21 protein-coding genes are annotated in these 22910 nt (G+C 75.2%); 14 read left to right on the forward strand and 7 right to left on the reverse strand.

Annotated elements, in window-relative coordinates; genetic code table 11:
- Positions 1-69: 69 nt before the first annotated feature.
- Positions 70-1560 (reverse strand): serine hydrolase domain-containing protein, encoded by a 1491-nt coding sequence (locus tag ACFT5B_RS09280; protein ID WP_386797713.1) that lies wholly within the window; start codon positions 1558-1560, stop codon positions 70-72.
- Between the two features lie 32 nt (positions 1561-1592).
- Here ACFT5B_RS09280 and ACFT5B_RS09285 point away from each other — a divergent pair, with 32 nt between their 5' ends.
- The 9 genes from ACFT5B_RS09285 (at position 1593) to ACFT5B_RS09325 (ending at position 10000) form a co-directional block, all read left to right on the forward strand.
- Complete coding sequence (locus tag ACFT5B_RS09285; protein WP_386797714.1) at positions 1593-2345, forward strand: DUF4129 domain-containing protein; 753 nt, start codon at positions 1593-1595, stop codon at positions 2343-2345.
- Positions 2342-2905: a hypothetical protein gene (locus ACFT5B_RS09290; protein ID WP_386797715.1), complete on the forward strand. Its 564-nt coding sequence runs from the start codon at positions 2342-2344 to the stop codon at positions 2903-2905. The genes ACFT5B_RS09285 and ACFT5B_RS09290 overlap by 4 nt, the downstream gene beginning before the upstream one ends.
- The gene (locus ACFT5B_RS09295) at positions 2902-3906 is read left to right on the forward strand and encodes an AAA family ATPase (RefSeq protein WP_386797716.1); all 1005 of its coding nucleotides are present in this window, start codon (positions 2902-2904) and stop codon (positions 3904-3906) included. The genes ACFT5B_RS09290 and ACFT5B_RS09295 overlap by 4 nt, the downstream gene beginning before the upstream one ends.
- 4 nt (positions 3907-3910) lie before the next feature.
- Positions 3911-5260: a DUF58 domain-containing protein gene (locus ACFT5B_RS09300; protein ID WP_386797717.1), complete on the forward strand. Its 1350-nt coding sequence runs from the start codon at positions 3911-3913 to the stop codon at positions 5258-5260.
- Positions 5257-5814 carry a hypothetical protein gene (locus ACFT5B_RS09305; protein WP_386797718.1) on the forward strand — a complete coding sequence of 186 codons (558 nt, stop codon included), beginning with the start codon at positions 5257-5259 and terminating at the stop codon, positions 5812-5814. Before ACFT5B_RS09300 ends, ACFT5B_RS09305 begins: the two co-directional genes overlap by 4 nt.
- 92 nt (positions 5815-5906) lie before the next feature.
- The gene (locus ACFT5B_RS09310) at positions 5907-6974 is read left to right on the forward strand and encodes an iron-siderophore ABC transporter substrate-binding protein (protein ID WP_386797719.1); all 1068 of its coding nucleotides are present in this window, start codon (positions 5907-5909) and stop codon (positions 6972-6974) included.
- A 23-nt stretch (positions 6975-6997) separates the two neighbouring features.
- A complete protein-coding gene (locus ACFT5B_RS09315) occupies positions 6998-8080 on the forward strand; it encodes a FecCD family ABC transporter permease (RefSeq protein ID WP_386797720.1) in 1083 nt (360 codons plus the stop codon).
- On the forward strand, positions 8077-9138 hold the full coding sequence (locus ACFT5B_RS09320) for a FecCD family ABC transporter permease (RefSeq protein ID WP_386797721.1): 1062 nt from the start codon (positions 8077-8079) through the stop codon (positions 9136-9138). The genes ACFT5B_RS09315 and ACFT5B_RS09320 overlap by 4 nt, the downstream gene beginning before the upstream one ends.
- Positions 9139-9145: 7 nt before the next feature.
- Complete coding sequence (locus ACFT5B_RS09325; protein WP_386797779.1) at positions 9146-10000, forward strand: ABC transporter ATP-binding protein; 855 nt, start codon at positions 9146-9148, stop codon at positions 9998-10000.
- A 35-nt stretch (positions 10001-10035) separates the two neighbouring features.
- Here ACFT5B_RS09325 and ACFT5B_RS09330 read toward each other — a convergent pair whose 3' ends face one another.
- Positions 10036-10209 carry a CsbD family protein gene (locus ACFT5B_RS09330; RefSeq protein WP_386797722.1) on the reverse strand — a complete coding sequence of 58 codons (174 nt, stop codon included), beginning with the start codon at positions 10207-10209 and terminating at the stop codon, positions 10036-10038.
- A gap of 209 nt (positions 10210-10418) precedes the next feature.
- On the opposite strand from ACFT5B_RS09330, the gene ACFT5B_RS09335 reads away from it, so the two are divergent.
- On the forward strand, positions 10419-11276 hold the full coding sequence (locus tag ACFT5B_RS09335; protein ID WP_386797723.1) for an HAD hydrolase family protein: 858 nt from the start codon (positions 10419-10421) through the stop codon (positions 11274-11276).
- A 4-nt stretch (positions 11277-11280) separates the two neighbouring features.
- On the opposite strand, the gene ACFT5B_RS09340 is transcribed toward ACFT5B_RS09335, so the two are convergent.
- Positions 11281-11667: a VOC family protein gene (locus ACFT5B_RS09340; RefSeq protein WP_386797780.1), complete on the reverse strand. Its 387-nt coding sequence runs from the start codon at positions 11665-11667 to the stop codon at positions 11281-11283.
- Between the two features lie 181 nt (positions 11668-11848).
- Between ACFT5B_RS09340 and ACFT5B_RS09345 the strand changes: the two genes are divergently transcribed.
- Positions 11849-12889, forward strand: coding sequence for a sigma-70 family RNA polymerase sigma factor (locus ACFT5B_RS09345; RefSeq protein ID WP_386797724.1), 1041 nt, complete (start codon positions 11849-11851; stop codon positions 12887-12889).
- A 488-nt stretch (positions 12890-13377) separates the two neighbouring features.
- Here ACFT5B_RS09345 and ACFT5B_RS09350 read toward each other — a convergent pair whose 3' ends face one another.
- Genes ACFT5B_RS09350 through ACFT5B_RS09360 form a run of 3 tightly spaced genes read right to left on the reverse strand, consistent with a single transcriptional unit; the run spans position 13378 to position 18181 of the window.
- Positions 13378-14355 carry an NAD-dependent epimerase/dehydratase family protein gene (locus ACFT5B_RS09350; protein WP_386797725.1) on the reverse strand — a complete coding sequence of 326 codons (978 nt, stop codon included), beginning with the start codon at positions 14353-14355 and terminating at the stop codon, positions 13378-13380.
- Positions 14352-17162, reverse strand: coding sequence for an alpha/beta fold hydrolase (locus tag ACFT5B_RS09355; protein ID WP_386797726.1), 2811 nt, complete (start codon positions 17160-17162; stop codon positions 14352-14354). The genes ACFT5B_RS09350 and ACFT5B_RS09355 overlap by 4 nt, the downstream gene beginning before the upstream one ends.
- Complete coding sequence (locus ACFT5B_RS09360; RefSeq protein WP_386797727.1) at positions 17159-18181, reverse strand: 3-oxoacyl-ACP synthase III; 1023 nt, start codon at positions 18179-18181, stop codon at positions 17159-17161. The genes ACFT5B_RS09355 and ACFT5B_RS09360 overlap by 4 nt, the downstream gene beginning before the upstream one ends.
- Positions 18182-18402: 221 nt before the next feature.
- Here ACFT5B_RS09360 and ACFT5B_RS09365 point away from each other — a divergent pair, with 221 nt between their 5' ends.
- The 3 genes from ACFT5B_RS09365 to ACFT5B_RS09375 are packed head-to-tail and all read left to right on the forward strand — an operon-like array spanning position 18403 to position 22477.
- The gene (locus ACFT5B_RS09365) at positions 18403-21750 is read left to right on the forward strand and encodes an SNF2-related protein (protein ID WP_386797728.1); all 3348 of its coding nucleotides are present in this window, start codon (positions 18403-18405) and stop codon (positions 21748-21750) included.
- Between the two features lie 56 nt (positions 21751-21806).
- Entirely contained in the window at positions 21807-22067 is a 261-nt protein-coding gene (locus ACFT5B_RS09370) for a hypothetical protein (protein WP_386797729.1), read from the forward strand.
- Positions 22064-22477, forward strand: a complete 414-nt coding sequence (locus ACFT5B_RS09375) for a type II toxin-antitoxin system VapC family toxin (protein WP_386797730.1) — start codon at positions 22064-22066, stop codon at positions 22475-22477. Before ACFT5B_RS09370 ends, ACFT5B_RS09375 begins: the two co-directional genes overlap by 4 nt.
- Positions 22478-22581: 104 nt before the next feature.
- On the opposite strand, the gene ACFT5B_RS09380 is transcribed toward ACFT5B_RS09375, so the two are convergent.
- Positions 22582-22884, reverse strand: a complete 303-nt coding sequence (locus ACFT5B_RS09380; protein WP_386797781.1) for an ArsR/SmtB family transcription factor — start codon at positions 22882-22884, stop codon at positions 22582-22584.
- Positions 22885-22910 lie beyond the last annotated feature (26 nt).

Raw genomic sequence — 22910 nt, forward strand, 5'->3', positions numbered from 1 at the left:
GGGGCCGCCGTGGGGCGGCCACCCGCCCGGCCGGGCGCCCCAAATGTGCGCACTCAGCGTCTCGGTGGGTCAGGTGAGCGTGGCCGGCGTGGCGAGGGCGCGCAGCGGCGTCGTCACGAACCGCAGGGGCTCGGTGGCCCAGTGCGCCTCGAACGTCCCGGCCGTGCCGTCCAGGACGAGCTCGAGCCGGTGCGGCGCCTCGAGGAACGCGAGCCGCACGCGGACCCGGCCGTCGGGCTCCACCCCGCCCGACGTCGCGACCGGCACCTCGGTGCCCGCGTCCGTGAGCGTCCAGCCCGCGCTTCCCGGGTCGAACGCCGCCGTGACGTCGCCGCCGCGGTCCACGAGCGTGAGCGCCCAACCCGGGCCGACCCGGACCTCCGCGAGGCTCGGCTGCGCGGCGCAGCTGCCGCCGTCAGGCCCGAACACCCGGCCGGACCAGTCGGCTCCGGACCCCGGCAGCGCGAGGGCGGGGACCGACGCCGCCGCGAGGTGTGCCGCCAGCTCCTCGTCCGCCTCGGGCGAGCCCGGCCCGGCGAACGCCGGGAGCAGGTGCTGCCACGCGAGGTCGAGCGTCTCCTGCATGTCGGGCGTCTGGGCCGTGACCGCGACGACGACGTCGTGCTCGGGCAGCACCACGCAGAACTGGCCGTAGGCGCCGTCGCCCCGGAAGCCGTGACGGGACATCCAGTGCTGGAAGCCGTAGCCCTGCTGCCAATCGGATGCAGGCGGGTCCGCCACCGTGTCCACAGTCTCGCCGGGGCCCCCGAACGGGCGGGGCGTCCCCACCTGCACGGACGTCGCGGCGTCGACCCACTCTGCGGGCAGGAGCTGCCGGTCGCCCCAGCGTCCCCGCTGGAGGAGGAGCTGGCCGAGCCGAGCGACGGCGTCCGTCGGCGCGAAGAGCCCGGTGAACGCGATCTGCCGCCCCGCGGGCCGCTCCTGCCAACCGAGCGGACCGATGCCCAGCGGGTCCAGCAGCCGGGGGCGCAGGTAGTCGAGCAGCGAGCCACCGGTCACGCGCTGCACGATCGCGCCGAGCGTGTAGGTCGCCGGTTGGTTGTACGCGAAGACGCTGCCCGGCTCCTCGTCCGGGGGGATCCGCAGGAACGCGTGGACCGGATCGACGTCCGGGTCGGCGAACGCCTCGTCGAACGTGTCGCGCGTGTGGCCGCTCGCCATCGACGCGACGTGCCGCACGAGCATCCGGCGCGTGCGCGGGTCGACGGTCTCGGGGTCCACCTCGGGGAAGTACGCGAGGACCGGGTCGTCGAGGCGCAGCAGACCCTCGGCGACCGCGAGCCCCGCGGCCGCGGACGTGAAGCTCTTGCTCAGCGAGTACAGCAGGTGCCGGCGGCCGTGGGCGTACGGCGCCCACCAGCCCTGCGCGACGACACGACCGTGGCGCAGGACCATCAGCCCGTGCGGTTCCTGCGTCGGCGACGCCTCGAGCGCGCGGACGAAGCGGAGGATCCCGGCGGCGTCGGTGCCGGTCGCGGAGGGGGCGGTGGAGGGGAGCGCGGACGCCCCGGACGGTCGGACAGCGATGTCGGAGTGCACCGCACGAGCCTACGACCCGCTAGGTTGTGGCGGTGAGCCCGAGCCCGCCCCCGGAGCAGCGGCGCAGCGTGCGCGCCGTGGTCGGCGTCGTCGCGGGGCTGGGCGCGCTCGCCGTCCTCGCGGTCGCGCTCCAGGGACCGCCCGCGGAGGAGGGCGTCCGGTGGTTCCCCCGATGGCACCTCGGCGACGGCGACCTCGAGGCGACCGACCAGGCCGACCCGCCCGCGCGTGAGCTGACCCTGCCAGCGGCGCCGGGACGGTGGCACGTGAGCCCGTGGGTATGGGCAGGTCTGCTCGCGGTCGTGATCGCGGCGATCGCCGTGGCGATCGCGCTCTGGTGGAGGCGTCACCACGACGGCAGCGGGCCCGACGACGAACCGGCAGAGCCACCGGGCGTCCACGACGCCGTCGTCACGGAGTCGGAGACCTTGCCGGAGGAGCCGGACCTCCCCGTGCTGCGGCGCGGGTTCGAGCACGCGTTCCACGTCCTCGACTCCGACCGCGAGCCGCACGACGCGATCGTGACCGCCTGGCTCGGCCTGGAAGAGGCCGCTCAGGACGCGGGCGTCGCGCGCCGCCCGGCCGAGACCGCGTCCGAGCTCACGACCCGGATCCTCGGCCGCATCACGTCCGACGACGCCGCCGCGCACGCGCTCCTCGACCTGTACCTGCGGGTGCGGTACGGCGGCTACGCTGCCACGCCCGACGACGTCGCCACAGCACGGTCGGCGCTCGAGGCCCTGACGCAGGGCTGGGACGGCGCGACCCGGCGGTGGTCGCGATGACCGTGCCCACGACCGATCCCAGCCCGGCACCGCCCGGCCGGCCGGGGCGCGCGGACGTCCGCCGCGTCGTCGGCGGGCCGCCGGAGCGTCGCAGGTTCGCGGTCGTCGTCCTGCCGGTGCTCGCGGTCGTCGTGCCGTGGTACCTGGGCGTCGACCCGTGGCACGCGCTCGCGTTCGGCGCCGTGGCCCTGACGATCGCCGTGCTGTGGCGTGGAGCGCCCGACTGGGACGAGGCCGCCTGGCGACCCGGCTCCCGCCCGCCTGCCAGCGGGGTCCGCGACGACGTGTCGCGGCTCTCGATGGTGGTGGGCCGGGGACACCTGCCGGTGGGACCGGCCGCCGTCCGGCGGCTGCGAGCCGTCGCCGCCGTCCGGCTCGCGCGGCACGGCGTCGACCTCGACGACCCGGCCGACGCGCCGCGCGTCGCCGCCCTCCTCGGCCCGCACGCGCCCGCCGTGCTGCGCGGCGACGTCACCCGGGTGAAGCGACCCGCGTTCGTCGCGTGCGTCGACGGGCTGGAACGACTCGACCGCGCCCCCTCGAACCAGGAGCAGCCATGACCGACGCCGCACCGCCCGCCCTGTACGTCGAGGAGGTCGCCCGCCTGGCCGCGCTCGTCCGCGAACGCGTGGCGACGGTCGTCGTCGGCATGGACGACGCCGTCGGGCTGGCGCTCGGCGCGATCCTCGCGGGCGGGCACGTCCTGTTCGAGGACGTGCCCGGCCTCGGCAAGACCCTGGCCGCGCGGTCGCTCGCGTCGGCGCTCGGCCTCGACTTCCGCCGCCTGCAGTGCACGCCCGACCTGCTGCCGTCCGACATCACCGGCTCGTTCGTGTGGGACCCGGCGCGCGCCGACTTCGACTTCCGCCCGGGCCCCGTGTTCACGGGCCTGTTCCTCGCGGACGAGATCAACCGCACCGCCCCCAAGACGCAGTCCGCGCTGCTCGAGGCGATGGCCGAGGGGCAGGTGACCGTCGAGGGGCGCCGGTTCGAGCTCCCGAGCCCGTTCCACGTCGTCGCGACGTCCAACCCGATCGAGTTCGAGGGCACCTACGCGCTCCCGGAGGCCCAGCTCGACCGGTTCATGGTGCGGCTCGCCGTCGGCTACCCGACCGCGGAGGGCGAGGAGCAGGTCCTCCTCAACCGCGTCGCGCGGCGTACCGAGGTCGCGAACGTCGAGCCCGTCATCGACGCCGCGACCCTCCGGGCGATGCAGGCCGGGGTCGAGACCGTCCACGTCGACGCGGACGTCGCCCGCTACTGCGTGGACCTGGCCGCCGGGACGCGGCGGCACGACTCCGTCCAGGTCGGGGCCTCGCCCCGCGGGTCCCAGGGGCTCCTGCTCGTCGCGCGGTCGCGAGCGGTCATGGCGGGGCGCGGCTTCGTGACGCCCGAGGACGTCAAGGCTGTCGCGGTCCCCGTGCTCGCGCACCGGCTGTCCCTGACGACCCAGGCGTGGGCCACGGGCGTCCAGCCCGTCGCCGTCGTCGAGTCCGTCGTGGGCCGCGTCCCCGTCCCCCCGACCGTCGGGCGCGCACCCGACGCGGCGGCCCGGGCGTGACGCCGTGACCGAGGTCGTCCCCGACCGCGCGTCGGAACAGGCCTCCGAGCGGACCCGCGTCGTGCCGCTGACCGGCGCGGGATCTCTCGCGGCCGGTGTGGTGGCGGTCGTGCTGGCAGCGGCGGGCGTCCTGTTCGCGCGCGCCGACCTCGTGCTGCTCGCCCTGCCGCTCGCCGTCTCCGCCGCGTGGGCGTGGGCCTCCCGGCCCGTCGCTGGGCCCGAGGGTCCCGTCACCGGACTGACCGTCCGCGTCGCGCCCGACGCCGACCGGCGGCTCGTCCGCTACCGGGTGGGGGTGGCGCCGTCGGCGGGGACCGACGCGGTCCACGTGCGCGTGAGCGTCCTGGGCACGACGCCCCACGACCTCGTCGTCACGCCCGCCCGCGCGGCCGACCTCACCGGCGAGGCGCCGATCCTGCACTCCGGCCCGCAGCTCCTGCTCCGGCTCCAGCACCGGCTGCTCGGCCAGGACGTCGCCTGGTTCACCGCGCCCGCGCGCGAGCTCGACGCCTGGCAGGTCGTCACGCCCCAGGCCGTCCCTGTCGCGTCCCTCCCGCTCCCGCGCCGTCTCCAGGGCATGACCGGCACCCACCAGTCCGCCCGCCCCGGCGACGGCGGCGACTTCCGTGACGTCCACCCCTTCGCCCCCGGCGACCGCCTCCGCCGCATCGACTGGCGGGCCACCGCACGACGCTCCCGCCAGGCCGACGAGCTGTTCGTGCGCCGCACGTCGGCGCTCGCGGACGCCACCGTCGTGCTCGTGCTCGACTCCCGCGACGACGTCGGCGAGAACGTCGACGACTGGACCGGTCACACTCCCGACGGGCAGGGCGTGACCTCGCTCGACCTCGCGCGCGAGGCCGCTGCGTCGCTCGCGACCGCGTACGCGGCCGCGGGCGACCGGGTGGGGGTGCAGGACCTCGCCACGCAGGTGCGCGTCGTCCAGCCGGGCGGGGGAGCGCGGCACCGGGACCGCGTCGTCCGCGCGATCACGCTCAGCCGGCCCTCGGGCAGCCGGTTCACGCGCCTGCGCGCGCCGGTCGTGCCTGCGGGGGCGCTCGTCTACGTCTTCTCGACCTTCCTCGACGACGAGGCGCCCCGGATGGCGACCCTGTGGCGCGCGGGCGGTCACCGCGTCGTCGCGGTCGACGTCCTGCCGGCGCCCCGCACCGCGGGGCTGCAGGCGCACGAGCGCATCGCGTTCCGGCTCGTCGCGCTCGAGCGCGAGGAGCGGATGCGGACGTTGCAGGCGTCGGGCGTCGAGCTGCTGCGCTGGGAGGAACGGCACGGGCGCACGGGGGAGCGCGCCGCCGCGCTGCGCACGCTCGCCCGCGCCGGCAGGAGCCCGCGGTGAGCGCCGGCGCGCGCGCTGTCGACGGCGAGCCCGAGCGGCCCCGCATCGTCCCACCCGACATCGGCGCCGCGTTCCCGGGCTGGTGGGCGCGTGCCGGCGTGCTGCTCGTGGGCGTCGGGCTCGCCGCCGCGACCGTGCAGGGGTTTTGGCTGGTCGCCGCGATCGCCCTCGCCGGCGTCGCGGCGATCTCGCCGCACACCCTCGTCGCCTGGGCCCTGGCGCTCTACTTCGGTGCGGTCGCGCTCGTGCTGCCGCACGACGGGTGGACCTGGCGGTTCGCGCTCCTGCTGCTCGGGCTCCACCTCCTGCACGTGCTCGCGTCGTTCTCGCTCGCCCTGCCGCCCGGCGGGAGGGTGGCGCTCGGCGTCGTCGCCGCACCGCTGCGGCGGCTGCTCGTCGTGCAGGTGCCCGTCCAGGCGTTCGCGGTCCTCGTGCTCGCCACCCTCGCGCCCGGCGGCGACGGTCCGCACCTGCGGCCGGTCGCCGTCGTCGCCGGCGGCGCGCTCGTCGTCGGGGTGGTGCTGCTCGTGTGGCGTTGGCGCACGCCGCGCTAAGGGTAGGCTTACCTCCGTCGCGACGATGCGGCCGGCCCCGTGAGATCGTCCCGAGGAGCACCACCTCTATGTCTGCCCAGTCCGTCCTGGCTGTGTCTTCAGCGCCCCGGCGCGCGCGCCGGCGGTTCGCCGTCGTCGCGGCCGGTCTCGTCGCGGGCGCGCTCGCGCTCGCCGGGTGCTCGTCGTCCGACGACGGCGGCTCGCCCGGCCCGACGGGCGGCTCCGCGTCCTCCGCGGGCGCGACCGACTCCTTCCCCGTCACGGTGCAGTCGGCGCTCGGCACGGCCACCATCAAGTCCGAGCCCCAGCGCGTCGTGACCTGGGGCTGGTCGTCGCAGGACGCCGTCCTCGCGCTCGGCGTCGTACCCGTCGCGATGCCCAAGAACACGTACGGCGGCAACGCGGACGGCGTCTTCCCGTGGGACGCCGACGCGATCAAGGCGCTCGGCGGCACCACGCCCCAGCTCCTCTCGGGCGGCGACACCGGCCAGGTGCCGTTCGAGGAGATCGTCAAGGCCAAGCCGGACGTGATCCTCGCGCCGTACTCCGGCCTCACCCAGGACGACTTCGACAAGCTGAGCAAGATCGCGCCCGTCGTCGCCTACCCGGACAAGCCGTGGGCCACGAGCTGGCAGGACCAGACCACGATCATCGGCAAGGCCCTCGGGCGTTCGGCCCAGGCCGGCGAGCTCGTCGGCTCGACCAACGAGGCCATCGCCGCGCTCGGCGCGAAGTACCCCGTCCTGAAGGGCAAGACGTTCGTCTACGCGGCCGCGAACGAGGCCGACAAGCTCAGCGTCTACCGCGCCACCGACCCGCGCGTCCAGCTCCTCACCCAGCTCGGCATGGTCGTCAGCCCGAGCGTCGAGGCGCTCGACACCAAGCCCGACGACAGCTACTTCTTCCAGGTGAGCTACGAGAACCTGTCGAAGATCGACACGGACGTCCTCGTCGCGTACTTCGGCGACCAGAAGGCGGCGGACGCGTTCGTCAAGGACCCGCTGGTCGCGGCGATGCCGTCGGTGAAGTCCGGCGCGTTCGCACCCATCGTCGGCGAGTCGTTCGTCATGGCGTCCAGCGCGCCCACCGTGCTGTCCATCCCGTGGATGCTCAACCAGTACGTCCCCAAGCTCGCGGCCGCCGCCGAGAAGGTCAAGTAGCCGTCGCGTAGTAGCGTCGCGCTGTGCCCGCCGTCCCGTCCACGACCGTCCCCTCGGGCTCCGCGCCCGGCGGGGCGCCGTCGTCGACCTCCGCGACGCTGGGGAGGAAGCGACGGCGGCTCGTGCTCGGCCTCGTGGTCTGCGCGGTCGTCCTGCTCGCAGCGGCGCTCCTCAGCCTCATGGTCGGCTCGAACGCGCTGTCGCCGTCCGCGGTGCTCGGCGCGCTGCACCACTACGACCCGCACGACGAGGCGTCCCTCATCGTCGTGGACAAGCGCCTGCCCCGGACGCTCGTCGGCGTCCTCGCGGGGCTCGCGCTCGGCCTCGCCGGGACCGTCATGCAGGGCCTCACGCGCAACCCGCTCGCCGACCCCGGCCTGCTCGGCGTGAACGCGGGCGCCTCGCTCGCCGTCGTGCTCGCGATCGCGGTCGCGGGGGTCTCGAGCACCGCCGCGTACGTGCCGTTCGCGTTCGTCGGCGCCGCGGTCGCGTCCGTCGTCGTGTACACCGTGGGGTCGCTCGGGCGGGAGGGGGCGACGCCGGTCAAGCTGGCGCTCGCCGGCGCCGCCGTGAGCGCCGCGCTGACGTCGCTCGTGACCGCCGTGGTGCTGACCAGCAACGAGGCGCTCGACCAGCTCCGGTTCTGGCAGGTGGGGGCGCTCGCGGGCCGCGGGTTCGACGTCGTCCGGGAGGTGCTGCCCCCCATCGCGGTCGGGGCGGTGGTCGCGCTGGCGCTGGGGCGCTCGCTCAACGGGCTCGCGCTCGGCGACGACGTCGCCCGCGCGCTGGGGCAGCGGGTCGGGCTCGTGCGGGCCGCCAGCGCGGTCGCGGTGGTGCTGCTGTGCGGCGCCGCGACCGCCGCCGCCGGGCCGATCGCGTTCGTCGGCCTCATCGTCCCGCACGCCGCGCGGCGCCTCGTCGGCCACGACTACCGGTGGATCCTCGCGTTCTCCGCGCTCCTCGCCCCGACCCTCCTGCTGCTGTGCGACGTCATCGGCCGTGTCGTCGCGTACCCGGGCGAGCTCGAGGTCGGCATCGTCACCGCCGTCGTCGGCGCGCCCCTGTTCATCGCGCTCGTGCGGCGCGGCGGGGCGGCGGGCCTGTGAGCGCGGCCCCCGCGACCACCGCGGCTCCGGCGGCCCCGGTCCCGACGGCGCACGTGCGCCGGGCTCGGCGGTCCCGCCAGGTGCGCGTCGGCGTCGTGCTCGGCGTGCTGGTCCTCGTGGCGTGCGGGATCTCGCTGTGCCTCGGCGAGGCCGCGGTCGCGCCCGTCGACGTCCTGCGTGCGCTCGTCGGGCGGGCGGACGTCCTGACGCACTTCGTGATCTTCGACCTGCGCCTCCCGCGGCTCGAGACCGCCGTGCTGGTCGGCGCGTGCCTCGGGGTGTCGGGCGGCCTGCTCCAGTCCGTGGTCCGGAACCCGCTCGCCAGCCCCGACGTCGTCGGCATCACCGAGGCGGCGAGCGCGGCCGGGGTGATCGGGATCGTGTGGTTCTCGCTCAGCGGCGTCGCGCTGTCCGGGCTGGTGCTCGTGGGCGCGCTCGCCGCCGCGCTCCTCGTGTACGCGCTGGCATGGCGGTCCGGGCTGTCCGGCTACCGGTTCGTGCTCGTCGGGATCGGGGTCGCGGCCGTGGCGTCGGCCGCCGTCTCGTACGTGCTCACGCGCAGCGCCGTCACCGACGTGCGCGAGGCGATGGTCTGGCTCACCGGGAGCCTCAACGGCGCCGGGGGAGACCGGCTCTCGGTCCTGGCCGTCGCCTCGCTCGTCCTGCTCCCGCTCGCCTGGCTCCAGGGCCCGCGGCTCGCGCAGCTCGAGCTCGGCGACGACACCGCCGCCGCGCTCGGGGTCGGCGTCGAGCGGACCCGTGGGCTCGCCGTCCTGACCTCGGTGGCGCTCGCGGCGGTCGCGGTCGCGGCGGCGGGGCCCGTGACGTTCGTCGCGCTCGTCTCGGCGCCCATCGCCCGGCGTCTCGTCGCCAGCGGCGCCCCCGCGCTCGTCTGCTCCGCGCTCGTCGGGGCGCTCGTCGTCGTCGTCTCCGACGGCGTCGCACAGTTCGCCGTCCCCGGGACGACCTACCCGGTGGGTGTGGTCACCGGCATCGTGGGCGCCCCCTACCTGCTCTGGCTGCTGACCCGGACCAACCGCGCCGGGCGAGGAGGCTGACGTGACCCTGCCCGACCGTCCCGAGCGCCGAGCGCCCGCCACGGCCTCGCACACCCTCGCGGCCGAGGACCTCACCCTCGGCTACGAGGGGCGCGTCGTCGTGCGCGACCTCGGGCTCGCCGTGCCGCCGGGGCAGGTGACGGCGATCGTCGGGCCCAACGCGTGCGGCAAGTCGACGCTGCTGCGCGGCCTCGCGCGCCTGCTCAGCCCCGCCTCGGGCCGCGTCCTGCTCGACGGCGAGGACGTGCGCGCGCTCGGCACCCGCCGCGTCGCGCAGGTGCTCGGGCTGCTCCCGCAGAGCCCGGTCGCCCCCGAGGGCATCACCGTCGCGGACCTCGTGGGCCGCGGACGCTACCCGCACCAGGGCTGGTTGCGGCGGTGGACGTCCGCCGACGACCTCGCCGTCGCCGAGGCGATGGAGGCGACCGGCGTCGCCGACCTCGCGCCCCGGCCGCTCTCGGAGCTGTCGGGCGGCCAGCGGCAACGTGTGTGGATCGCGATGGCGCTCGCCCAGCGCACCGACCTGCTGCTCCTCGACGAGCCCACGACGTTCCTCGACATCGCCCACCAGATGGAGGTCCTCGACCTCCTCGCCGAGCTCAACGCGGACCGCGGCACGACCGTCGTCATGGTCCTGCACGACCTCAACCAGGCCGTCCGGTACGCCGACCACCTCGTCGCGATGCGCGACGGGGAGATCGTGGCCGCGGGCGCACCCGGCGACGTCGTCACCGCGGACCTCGTCGAGCGAGTGTTCGGTCTGCGCAGCGTCGTCGTGGACGACCCCGTCACGGGCGACCCGATGGTCGTGCCCGTGGGGCGGCACCGGGCCCCCGGAGACGACGACGGCCCGCGCCCCTGACGGAGCGCGGGCCGCGGTCGCGGGTACGGCCGGTGTCAGTGGTCGAACGCGTCCTTGACCTTCTCGCCGGCGTCCTTGATGTCGGCCTTCGCCTGGTCGGACTTGCCCTCGGCCTCCTTCTGACGGTCGCCCGTCACCTTGCCGGTGGCCTCCTTGGCCTTGCCCTTGAGGTCCTCGGCCTGGTTCTTCATCTTGTCATCGAGTCCCATGAGCGTCCTTCCGTCGGCTGCGGCGGTCGTCCCGCCCTGACCTCTCCGACGCTAGGGCCGGTCCGGGAGCTACGCAGGAGGAGCGGTGGCGCTGGGGGTGCGGACGCGTTTTGACTGCCGTGCGGCGGGCCCGGAGGATGATCGGGGCGCCGGCGCGGCGCCGCCCACCGATGGTCCTTCCTCTCACGCCTGGAGCGACGAGCATGCCGATGTCCGCCGAGGTCCCGCGCGCACCCGAGCGCCGGGTGGTCTTCCTGGACGTCGACGGCACCTACCTGACGCACACGGGCGTCGCGCCCGACAGCGCGCGCCACGCCGTCGCGGAGGCGCGGGCCGCCGGGCACCTCGTGCTCCTGTGCACCGGGCGCTCGCCGACGGAGCTCTCGGAGCTCGACGACGGCTCGTTCGACGGCGTCGTCGCCGGCGCGGGCGCGTACGCGGCGCTCGCGGACGGGACCGTGCTGCGGCACGAGACGATCCCTCTCGACGCCCTGGGCCGCTTGCTCGACCTGCTCGACGGCGCGGGGGCCGCCTACCTGCTGGAGACCAACGGCGGCCTGTACGGCACGCCGCACGGTCCCGCGACCTTCGAGCGGCTGTTGCGCAGCGAGGAGCCCGACGTCGAGCTCGGGCCCGCGCTCACCCAGCTCGTCGCGCGCGTCCGCACCGGTGTCGGCATCCGCCGCGACGACGTCAACAAGGTCATGCTGCTCGACTCGCCCCTCCCGCTCGACGAGGTCCGCGCCGAGGTCGGGGACGTGCTCCGCGTGCTGCCGTCGTCGACGGCGCGGCTGGGGGAGCGCAGCGCCGAGATCCAGGGGCCGGGCGTGCACAAGGGCGTCGGGGTGGAGGCCGTGCTCTCGCACCTGGGCGTGCCGCGCGCCGCCTCGGTCGGCCTGGGCGACGGCGTCAACGACGTCGAGATGCTCCGCTACGTCGGGGTGGGCGTCGCGATGGGCGGCGCGCACCCCGACGCGATCGCCGCGGCGGACTGGACGACGGGACGGCCCGAGGACGGCGGGCTCGCGGCGGCCTTCGAACGGCTGGGCCTGACGAAGCCCATGTGACCGGTCAGGCGGCCAGGTCCATGTGGAGGACCTCCCAGGCATGGCCGTCGACGTCCGTGAACGACCGCCCGTACATCGCCCCCTCCTCCTGGGCCGGCCGGTACTCGGCGCCCCCCGCGGCGACGGCCCTGAGGACGAGATCGTCGACCTCCTCGCGCGTGGCCGCCGACAGGCAGTTGACGACCTGCGTCGAGCGCTGCGGGTCGCCCACGGGCGCCGGGGCGAACTGCGAGAAGAACGCGGGGACGAGCAGCATGACGCAGATCGTGTCGGAGACCACGACGCACGCCGCGTTCTCGTCGCTGAACCGCTGGTCGAGCCGGAAGCCGAGGCCCGTGTAGAAGCGGGTGGCCGCACCGAGGTCGGAGACGGGAAGGTTGACGAAGATCATGCGGTCCACGGGTCCTCCGGGGTTCGGGGTTCGGCACCGGCGTGCGTGGTGCGGCGGGGGCGCGTGCGCGCTCCTGGTCGGACCGACCGTCCCGCGGGACGGAACTCATCGCTCCGCGGCGAATCTGTTGCTCGGCTCGACCGTCGTCGACCGTGTCGGCGCTGCCGCGTACCGTCGAAGGATGACGACGACGCCAGCACGGCCCGCAGCGACCGCGATCGACGACGCCGCGTTCGAGGAGCTCGTCGCGCCGCTGCGACGCGAGATCTTCGCCCACTGCTACCGCATGACGGGGTCGGTCCAGGACGCGGAGGACCTCGTCCAGGAGACCTACCTGCGGGCGTGGCGCGCGATGCACAGCTTTGAGCACCGCTCCTCGCTGCGGACCTGGCTGTACCGGATCGCGACCAACACGTGCCTGACCCACCTCGAGTCCCGCAAGCGGCGGCCTCTGCCGACGGGGCTCGGCCAGCCAGCGGCGGACCCGGCCCGCGAGCCCCAGGCCGACCACGACCGCACGTGGCTCGAGCCGCTGCCCGACGCCCTCGTCTGGGGCACCGAGCCGTCGGACCCGGCCACCGAGACGGTGACCCGCGACACGGTGCGGCTCGCCTTCATCACCGCGCTGCAGCACCTCACGGCGCAGCAGCGTGCCGTCCTCCTCCTGCGCGAGGTGCTGCAGTGCAGCGCCGCGGAGACGGCCGAGGCGCTCGGGCTCACGGTCGCGGGCGTGAACTCCACGCTGCAGCGGGCACGCGCCCAGGTCGCGCGCCTCCAGGAGGCCGCGGACGCCGAGGACGGGGTGGGCGTGGATGCGCCGGACCTCGACGACCCGCGCACGCGCGAGCGCCTCGCGGCGTACGTGAGCGCGTTCGAGAGCTACGACATCCCGGCGATCGTGCGGCTGCTGGCGGACGACGTGGTGTGGGAGATGCCGCCGTTCCCCGAGTGGTACCGCGGGCCAGCGCAGATCGGCCAGCTCATCGGCACCTGGTGCCCGGCGAGCCGCGCCGGCGACATGCGGCTGGTCCCGGCCGGCACCGCGAACGGGCTGCCGGTCTACGGGCTCTACATGCGCGACGACGACGGGGTCCACCGGGCCTTCCACGTCCAGCAGGTCGAGGTCGCCGACGACGGCGTCACGCACGTCGTGGCGTACTTCGACACCGCGCTGTTCGCGGCGTTCGGGCTCCCGGAGGTCTGGTCGGAGCAGCGTCGCTGAACCTCCGCGTGCTGCCGTCCCCCGACGGTGACGTGGGGTTCGCCGAGGGTGACGTGGGGTTCGCCGAGGGTGACGTGGGGTTCGCCGAGGGTGACGTTGTTCGGTCGGGTCCGCGGGTGGGCACGGCCATTCGCTGTCGAGATGCCTCGCCCAGGTTGAGTGCCGACCATGCGAACGGCCACGTCTGCTCGTGCCGAGCATGCTGCTGTGCGCATGCTCGGCGTCGTGAGGGTGGGCACGCGCATGGTCGGCGCGGGAGGCGGTGGCCGATCGCATGCTCGGGGTTCGTGGTACTCGTCGAACTGCCGGAATTCCTGACCGTAAACGGGAAACGCAACGCCATCCTGCGGCGAACGTCACCGTCGGCGAACCGAGCGTCACCGTCGGCGGACCGAGCGTCACCGTCGGCGGACCGAGCGTCACCGTCGGCGGACCGAGCGTCACCCTCGGCGAACCCAGCGTCACCCTCGGCGAACCCAGCGTCGCCGTCAGCGGTAGGAGGCCGCCAGGCGCGCGAAGCCCTCGTCGAGCGTGACGCCCGGGGTCCAGCGCAGGTCCGCCCGCGTGCGGCGCTGGTCGAACCAGTGCGCGGTGGAGAGCTGCTCGGCGAGGAACCGCGTCATGGGCGGCTCGTCGGCGCCGGGTCGCACGGCCCAGACGCGCTCCACCAGGCCACCGGCGGCCCGGGCGAGCCCGGGCGGGACGGACCAGGCGGGCGGCCGCACGCCCGCGGCCCGGCAGATCCCCGCCAGCAGCTCGGCGACCGTGCGCGGCTCGCCGTTGGTGACGACGTACGCGTTTCCGTGCACGTCGGGCGCGCGCTCGAGCGCGGCGACGATCGCCGACGCGGCGTTGTCGACGTAGGTGCTGTCGATGAGCGCCTGCCCGGCGCCGAGCAGGGGGAGACGGCCGGCGCGGGCCCGCGCGACGACCCGCTCGGTGAGCTGCGCGTCGCCGGGTCCCCATACGAGGTGGGGCCGCACGACGACGAGCGGCATCGCGTCCGAGTCGGCAGCGAGCGCGAGCCGCTCGCCGAGCGCCTTGGTGCGCGCGTACTCGCCGCGCGCCCGCGCGGGGTCGGCGGGCTCGGCGTCGTCCCCGACGATCGAGCTGCCCGCGTGAGCGACCGACGGGGACGAGACGTGCACGAACCGCGTCACGCCGGCGTCGCGCGCGGCGTCCAGCAGGTCGCGGGTCCCCGCGACGTTGACGCGTTCGAAGTCGGCGGGGTCGCCCGCGAGCGAGACCTTCGCGGCGAGGTGCACGACGACCTCCGTGCCGTCGAGCGCGCCCCGCACTGCCGCCGGGTCGGTGATCGAACCGAGCGCGTCCTCGGTGCCCTCCACCCCGGACGGACGACGCTGGAAGGTCCGGACCGCGTACCCGGTGTCCTGCAGGTCGCGGACGACGGCCCGTCCGAGGAACCCGGACGCGCCGGTGACGAGGGCGGTCCCGCGCCCGGTCACGGCGCCACCATCCGTCCGCCGGACAGGACCCGCTCGGCCCAGGCGGCGAGCGCGCCGCGGTCGACCTTGGAGTTGTGCCGGATGTCGGTGGGGAGCGTCGGCACCACCAGCACGGCGGCGACCGGGCTGCCGACGGCCGTGCGCACCCGTGACGCGAGGTCGGCGTCGGCGAGGCGGGCGCGCGCGAGCGGGCCGCGGCGGCGCAGGCGGGGTGCCGGGGCCTCGGGCTCGACGACGACGACGACCTGCTGGGTGCCGCGCGGACCGACGCCCACGACGCCCGAGCGCCGGACGCCGTCGAGCGCGTCGACCCGCTGCTCGGGTCCGACGGGGGTGACGACGCCGTCGGCGGTCACGACCACGTGCGACAGCCGCCCCTCGATCCAGAGGCGGCCGGTGTCGTCGAGGTGCCCGACGTCGCCCGTCCGGTGCCAGCGCTCGCCGAGCCCGCGGGCCGCGGGGGTGTCGGCGTCGGTAGCGCGGACGGCGGCCCGGTCGGTGAGCCACAGCCGGTCGTAGTGGTCCTTGAGGTGCGGCGCCGAGACGACGACCTCGCCCGTGACGCCGCGGGCGTCGGCGGGCTCGCCGGTGGCGGCGCCGACGTCGTCGAGCGCGCTGATGCGGACGGTCACGGACTCGACCGGCTCGCCCACGAGGACGCCGCCGGGGCCCGCGGCGGGCGAGCCGCCCCGCTCGCCGTCGATCTGCTCGAGGGTCACGTCCGTCATGAGCAGCCCCTCGGTCATGCCGTAGGGCGTGTGCGCGGAGGCGTGCGGCATGAGGCGCTGCGCCGCAGCGAGGAGCGACGGCGCGACGGGCGCGCCCGCCGAGAGGAACAGGCGGACCCCGTCGAGGGCTTCATGGTCGGCGGGCGTGAGCTGGTCCTGCGTCGCGACGACGTTCGCGAGCGCGGCGGGAGACAGGAAGACGACGGTCGCGTCGACCTCGGCGGCCGCCGCGGCGACGGCGCGCGCGGTGAGGGTCCGCGGCGCGGAGACGTCCATGTCGGGGGTCACGGAGCGGGAACCCAGCGCGGGCCCGAGCAGCGCGAACGGCGCGAAGCCGGCGACGAGCCCGGTCCCCGGGCCGACGTCGTACCGGCGTCCGAGGGTCCGGACGACGGCCTCGAGCTGCGCGTGCGTGTACACGACGCCCTTGGCGGGCCCGGTGGAGCCGGACGTGAAGAGGACGGCCGCCTCGTCGTCCGGGGCGGGCGCGGGCGGCAGCGCGTCGCCGTCGTCGAGCGCGCGGCGCCCGGTCGCGGCGAGGTCGGCGAGGCTCGCCTCGACGTGGAGCGCCCGCGCCACGGCGGGGGACAGGTCCGTCACGGACACGCGACGTCCGGGCCAGCCGAGCGCGCGTGCGGCGACGAGCCCGGGCACGGCCCCGACGACGACGTCCGCCTGCGCCCCGCGCACGGCCCGGGTCATCCCGGCGACTCCGAGCCCGGCGTCCGCCACGACGACGACGGCACCGATGCGCACGCACGCGTACAGCACCGCGGTCAGATCGGCGCTGGGGGGCACCAGCAGCGACACCCGGTCCCCGGCCCCCACGCCGAACTGCCCGAGCCCCGCGGCGATTTCCTCGACCCGCTTGCTCAGCAGCCGCCACGACACGGACCGGGGCCCCCCGTCAGCGCCAGCGGTCATCTCGACGAGCGCGACCTCGGGATCCTCGCGCCTCTCCTGAAGCTGCCCCCACAACGGCGAACGCTCCACAGAGCCCGCGGGTCGGTCGGAGGGTGACCCGGACGTCGGCGAGGAGACAGCAGCGGTGGCGGCTGGGGATGACGCGGCGTCATCCCCCGCCCCCACCGCCCCGGACCCCAGGACGAACAAGTCCAGCCACCCGAGGAGCGGCGTCACATAGTCCACGTCCTCCGCGACGAGATGCCCCGCTCCTTCGTAGCGGTGCACCTGCGCCCCCGGCAGCCGGCGGGCGAGGTCGTCGAGGTAGCGGTCGCGGAAGACGGGGTCGCGCGGCCCCCACTGGAGGAGCGCGGGGACGTCGCCCGCGGCGCCGAGGTCGCGGACGCCGTCGGCGATGCGTTCGAGCTCGGCGTGCGAGGGGTGCGCGGGGTCGAGGGGGATGTCGGCGACGAAGCCGCCGATGCCGCCGCGTCGCTCGGCGGTGCGGTACGGGGCGCGGTAGACGTCCTTGACGTCGCGCGGGAGGGCGGGGTGCCCGAGCGCGAGCGTGGTCTCGAGGAAGGCGGGCGTGGTGACGGTCCCGCGCCCGAGGACACCGGACGTGAGCGCGAGGCGCAGCGGCGCGGGCACGGGGGCGTCGTCGGGCTGGTGGATCGCGGTGTTGAGGAGCGTGATCCCGGCGAGCTGGTCGGGGTGGTCGACGGCCCAGCCGAGCGAGACGACGCCGCCCCAGTCGTGCCCGAGGGTGACGACGGGCCCGTCGAGGCCGAGCGCGTCGGTGAGGTTCCCGAGGTCGCGGACGCGCTGCGGGAGCGTGCGGGCGGCGCCGGTGCGCTCGGACCAGCCCATGTCGAGCTGGTCGACGGCGACGACCCGCCAGCCCGCGTCGGCGGCGGGGACGAGGAGGCGCCGCCACAGGTACGACCAGGTGGGGTTGCCGTGGACGGCGAGGACGGTCCCGCGCGGCTCGGTGCCGCGGGCGGCGAGCTCCGGGGCGTTGTCGAGCACGTGCCAGGTGCGGGTGTCGCCGCCCGAGTCGGGCGCGGTGACGAGGCGTGACCACGACGGGTCGAGGCCGGGCAGACCGGCGGGCGGGAGGCTGGCGGGCGCGGTGGACGCGGCCGCCGCGGGCAGCCGCCGGGCCGGGGCGGTCACCAGGCGAGCTCGAGCATCGCCGTGTTGATGCCCGAACCCACTCCCATGAGGAGCACCCGGTCGCCGGGGCGCAGCGTCTTCTGCTCCCGGTCGAGCGTGATGGGGATGGACGCGGGGCCGATGTTGCCGAGCGTGGGGAACGTCGCGGGGACGCGGGTCGGGTCGAGCCCGACGGACTTCACGAACGAGTCGGAGTGGACCTTGGAGACCTGGTGCGTGATGTACCGGTCCATGTCCTTCCAGCTCCAGTCGGGCAGCGCGTCGCGCCAGGCGGCCTGGACGAGCTCGAGCCCGTTCTTGAGGAGCGCCTTGGCGTCGGTGAACATGCCTTCGACGCTCCCGACGCACAGGTCGTGGAACTGGGTGGCGGCCCGCGTGATGCCGCCGACGAGCCGGTGGCCCTTGGGGTGCGCGTCCGCGGGGCCGAGGACGGCCGCGGCGGCGCCGGAGCCGAGCGTGAGGCTCGCGAACTCCGCCATGAAGTCCTTGCGCTTGACGCCCTCGCCGAGGAGTCGGTTGATCGTCGTGACCTGGACGTCGTCCGCGTCCTCGCCGTCGATGATGAGCGCGTACTTGATCTGGCCGGAGTCGATCATCGTGCCCGCGAGGCTCATGGCGTTGACGAACCCGAGGCAGGCGTTCGCGATGTCGAAGTTGATCGCCGACGACGGCAGCCCGAGCCCGTGGTGCAGGCGCACCGCGACGGACGGCTCGAGGTGCGGGCGCGTGACGGACGTGTTGATGAGGAGCCCGATCTCGCTGGGGTCGACGCCGGCCTCGGCGAGCGCGCGGCGCCCGGCGTCGATGGCCGCGGTGTCGAAGGCCTCACCGGGGCCCCAGTTGCGACGTTCGAACACGCCGGCGACGCGCTGCAGGAGGCCTCGCGGGAGCCGCAGGCGCTTGAGCGCGGGGGCGAGGCGGTCGTCGAGCTCCTCCGAGGTGGTGACTCGCGACGCCATGGTGCTGGCGACCGAGAGGAGGGCGACGTTGCGGTGCGTGGTCGTGGCGTTGCCGTCCAACGAGTCTCCCTGAAAGACGTGGGGGTGGGGCCGTGGGGGGTCACGTGCGCGATCGACCGGCCGGCGATGGTTCACGACCGGGTAACCGGTCAAGACTACGCCCGCGTAGGTTCGCGAGCCGTGCAGGATCCAGCGGGGCGGGGTGGAGATCGGGCGTCGCCGACATTTCACCCCGCGCCATGGCACCGGGGGCCGTCAGGGCGTGGTGGTTGGATGGTCCGGTGTTCAGCTCCGCAGACGTCGCCGCGCTCGTCGGCGCGCCCGCGATGGGCCGCGCGGAGGACTACGTGGAGCGCGGCCGGGTCGTGAGCGTGGCCCGCAACGCGGACGGCTCGCGGATCGTCGGGCACGTCCAGGGCACGGCCGGCACCCCGTACGTCGCGGTCGTCGAGATGTCGCCGTCGGGCAAGGTGCCCCGCGAAGGTCGCTGCTCGTGCCCGGTCGGGCTGAACTGCAAGCACGTCGCCGCGACGCTTCTCGCGTACCGGGCGCAGCACGTCGGCGGGGTCCCGGCCCCCGCGCCGCGTCCGGAGGGCCCGGAGCTGCCCGAGTGGGAGCGTGCGCTCGCGCCGCTCCTGGGAGGGGACGACGACGCCGTCCCGCCCCGGGACGGTGGCGGCGCGCGCGGCTTCGACACGTGGGGCAGGCCCGCTCAGCCGGTCGCGCTCCAGGCCGACCTCGTGGACGGCGGCACGTCCCGCGACGGACGGGTGCGCTTCGGTGCGCCACGCCTCGGGCTGCGGCCCGTCGTCCTCGGCACCCGGGACCGCTGGGTCCGCACGGGCGTGTCGTGGCGTGAGCTGCGGTACGTCCGCGAACCGTCCGACGAGCGCCACCTGCCCGTGCTGCGCGCGCTGTCGGGCCTGGCATCGGCCGCGCGGACCACGGGCTTCGCGTTCGACGACCCCACCTGGATCCACCCCGACGAGCTGCCCGCGTCGGCGTTCTGGGCGCTGTGGGCGGACGCGCGGCGGGTCGGCCTGCCGATCGTCGCGGCGGACCGCGCGCAGACGCCGGTGCGCGACGGCCGGGCGCGGTCGGTGCTCCACGTCGAGCGGGTCGGCGAAGGGCTCGCGGTCGACGGCCGGCTCGAGGTCGAGTTCCCCGACGACGTGCCGACCCTGCTCGACCCCGGGGCGCGTGAGGTGCTGCCGCTCGGGTCGCCCGCGGGCGGCGTCGTCGTCGTGCCGACGGAGGGGCCGCCCTCGAGCGGCTCCGCGCAGGGCAACGGGGTCGCGCCGCTCGTGCTCGCGCGCCTCGCGAAGCCGCTCGACGAGACGGGGCTCGACCTCGTCGCGCGCCGCGACCCGCTCGTCGTCCCCGCCGCCGACGAGCCGCGGTTCCTGCGGCGCGCGCTCCCGGCGCTCGCGGCCCTGTTCGACGACGTCGAGCTGGGCGAGGACGTCCACCTGCCCGACCCGCCGCGCCCCGTCCTCGCGCTCCACGTGACCCGGCTCGCCGACCACGGCGCGCGCGTGACGTGGCAGTGGCGGTACGTCGGCCCCGACGCCTCGGACGTCGAGGCCACGTTCCCGGTGGGCCGGACGGCGCCGCGCGGGCTGTCGTCGTCGACCCGCGACGCCGACGAGGAGGAGGCGGTCCTCGCGCGCCTCGAACCCGCGCTCGGCGTCCCCGTGCACGACGACGAGCTGTCCGGCTGGGCGACCGCCGCCTTCTTCACGGACGACCTGCCGCGGCTCGAGGAGCTGGCTGCCGAGGACGACGGGTTCGTCGTCGAGGTCACCGTCCACCCCGACGCGCCCGCGGACCTCGACTACCGGGTCGGCGTCGTGGTCGACGTGAGCGTCGAGGTCACGCCCACCGGCGGCCACGACTGGTTCGACCTCGGCGTCGTCGTCCACGTCGACGGCAGGACGATCCCGTTCCAGACCGTGTTCACCGCGCTCGCCCAGGGTCGCGACAAGGTGCTCCTGCCCGACGGGCTGCGGTTCACCCTCGACCGCCGGTTCGACCGGCTCCGCGACGTCCTCGACGAGGCCGGCGCCCTCGGCGACACCCTCAAGCCGTCGGTCCCCGTCAGCCGGTACCAGGTCGACCTGTTCGACGAGCTCGACCGGATGGGCCTCGTCGACGCCCAGTCCGCCGCGTGGCGCAGTGCGCTCGGGGCGCTCGCGGCTGGGGCGAAGCCCGCACCGGTCGACGTGCCCGCCGGGGTGGACGCGGAGCTGCGGCCGTACCAGCACGAGGGGTTCGCGTGGCTCGCGTTCCTCGCCGAGCACGGCCTCGGCGGGGTGCTCGCCGACGACATGGGGCTCGGCAAGACGCTCCAGACCCTCGCGGCCGTCCAGCGGATGCGGGACCGCGCCGCGGGGCCCCCGGTGCTCGTCGTGGCGCCGACGAGCGTCGTCGGGAACTGGGTCGCGGAGGCGCGGCGGTTCACGCCCGGCCTCACCGTGGCGACCGTCGAGGAGACGACGAAGAAGCGCCGCACCAAGCTCGCCGAGGTGACGGCCGGCGCGGACGTCGTCGTGACGTCGTACGCCTTGTTCCGCCTCGACGCGGACGAGTACCAGTCGCTCGACTGGGCGATGCTCGTGCTCGACGAGGCCCAGTTCGTGAAGAACCGGCAGTCCGTGGCGTACCGGTGCGCGCGCACGCTGCGGGCGCCCGTGAAGCTCGCGCTCACCGGGACGCCGCTCGAGAACAACCTCATGGAGCTGTGGTCGATCCTGTCGATCACGAGCCCTGGCCTCTTCCCCGACCCGCGGCGGTTCGCCGACTACTACGCGGGGCCGATCGAGCGCGAGGGCCACCAGTCCCGGCTGGACCTGCTGCGGCGACGCGTCGCGCCGTTCCTGCTGCGCCGCACCAAGGAGGAGGTCGCCAAGGAGCTGCCGGCCCGCCAGGAGCTCGTCACGGAGGTGACCCTCAACCCGCGGCACCGCCGCGTCTACGACCAGTACCTCCAGCGCGAGCGCAAGAACGTGCTCGGGCTCGTCGACGAGCTCGACTCCAACCGGTTCAAGGTCTTCCGGTCGCTCAGCGTGCTGCGCCAGGCCAGCCTCGACGTGTCGCTCGTCGACGAGAAGCAGGCGGACGTGCCGTCGTCGAAGCTCGACGTGCTGTTCGAGATGCTCGAGGACGTGCTCGCCGAGGGGCACAACGTGCTCATCTTCAGCCAGTTCACCCGGTTCCTGCGGCGCGTGCGCGACTGGCTCGACGACGCCGGCACCGGCTACGCGTACCTCGACGGGCGCACGCGGAAGCGCTCCGAGCAGATCGAGAGGTTCACGTCGGGCCAGGTGCCGCTGTTCCTCGTGAGCCTCAAGGCCGGCGGGTTCGGCCTCAACCTCACCGCCGCCGACTACTGCATCCTGCTCGACCCCTGGTGGAACCCCGCCGCCGAGGCCCAGGCCGTCGACCGCGCCCACCGCATCGGCCAGACCAAGCAGGTCATGGTCTACCGGCTCGTCGCCACCGACACCATCGAGGACAAGGTCATGGCCCTCAAGGCCGCGAAGTCGCAGCTCTTCGCGAGCGTCCTCGACGGCGGCACGTCCGCTGCGTCCGGTATCACCGCCGACGACGTCCGCGCGCTCCTGTCGTGACGAGGCGCGCCGGGGGCTAGGTGTCGCACCGTACGTCGCGGTGTTACACTTTGGCCATGCCCACCACGCGTCCTCGCCACGCGATCACCGAGACCGAGGCCGTCTCTCACGCGCTCGACGTCGCCCGCCGCCGCTGGCCCGGTGAACGGCCGTCGAGCCTTCTGACGCATCTGATCCTGGCGGGTGCCGACGCCGTGCAGGAGGGCCAGGACGACACGGCGGCGGAGCGAGGCGAGGCCGTCAAGAGGCTGACTAGCCTGGCGGCGTACTACCCGGACGGTTACCTCGACGACGTCCGTGAAGGCTGGTCGGAGTGATCGTCGTCGATGCCAACGTGGTCATCGCCGCGAGCGCGCCAACCCATCCGCACCATGCGGCGGCGCAGCGCATCGTCGCCGAGCACGGTGGCGACGGGATGGTCCTGCATCCGCTGACGATGGCTGAGGTCCTCGTCGGTCCGGCTCGTGCGGGGGTCGAGGTCCGAGCCCGGCGCCTGCTCGAGGAAGCGGGCTTCTCCGTCGCAGCCGGTGGAGGTCCGGAACCCGAGGTGCTCGCACGTGTCCGAGCGGCCGCGTCGCTCAAGATGCCGGACGCGTGCGTCCTTGCCACCGCCGAGCAGCTGGCCGCGCCGCTCGCCACCTTCGACCAACGGTTGGCCCGGGAAGCTCGAGTGCGACAGGTCGCCGTCCTCGGGCTCGCCACACCGTCGGCGTCGGAGGGCTCATGACCGCACGCGCGTAGTCACACGGCGAACTGACGCAGATCGTCGTGCAGGGCCCGCCGAAGCGACAATCTGCGTCAGGTCGGTGCGGTACGCCGGCGTCGCGGCGCTCAGCGCAGGAGCGCCGCCACGAGGTCCTGGCCGACACGGGCGGTCGCGGCGAGGTCGAGCTCGTGGAGGACCTGTCGCCCGCGCCGCACGCTGGTGACGAGACCGGCGTCGCGGAGGACGCCGACGTGCCGCGACACCTCGGACGCGCTGACGCCCCAGGCCGCCGCGAGGTCGGCGGTGGTGCGCGGTGCACGGACCAGGCTGCGGGCGAGGCGCAGCCGCAGCGGGTTGTCGAGCGCGTGGAACCGCTGCTGGACGGTCTCGACGGAGACGGTCGCGGCCGGGGCACCGTCGCCCCCGATCGGGTACTGGACGACGGGCCGCCACC

Origin of the sequence: Luteimicrobium sp. NPDC057192 (genome assembly GCF_042670205.1) — a bacterium.
In the GTDB taxonomy this organism is placed as follows: domain Bacteria; phylum Actinomycetota; class Actinomycetes; order Actinomycetales; family Cellulomonadaceae; genus Luteimicrobium.

Coding starts and splice junctions, on each gene's coding strand:
- ACFT5B_RS09290 (WP_386797715.1), top strand. CDS start 2,342: ATGACCGTGCCCACGACCGATCCCAGCCCGGCACCGCCCGGCCGGCCG.
- ACFT5B_RS09295 (WP_386797716.1), top strand. CDS start 2,902: ATGACCGACGCCGCACCGCCCGCCCTGTACGTCGAGGAGGTCGCCCGC.
- ACFT5B_RS09330 (WP_386797722.1), bottom strand. CDS start 10,209: ATGGGACTCGATGACAAGATGAAGAACCAGGCCGAGGACCTCAAGGGC.
- ACFT5B_RS09335 (WP_386797723.1), top strand. CDS start 10,419: ATGTCCGCCGAGGTCCCGCGCGCACCCGAGCGCCGGGTGGTCTTCCTG.
- ACFT5B_RS09340 (WP_386797780.1), bottom strand. CDS start 11,667: ATGATCTTCGTCAACCTTCCCGTCTCCGACCTCGGTGCGGCCACCCGC.
- ACFT5B_RS09345 (WP_386797724.1), top strand. CDS start 11,849: ATGACGACGACGCCAGCACGGCCCGCAGCGACCGCGATCGACGACGCC.
- ACFT5B_RS09370 (WP_386797729.1), top strand. CDS start 21,807: ATGCCCACCACGCGTCCTCGCCACGCGATCACCGAGACCGAGGCCGTC.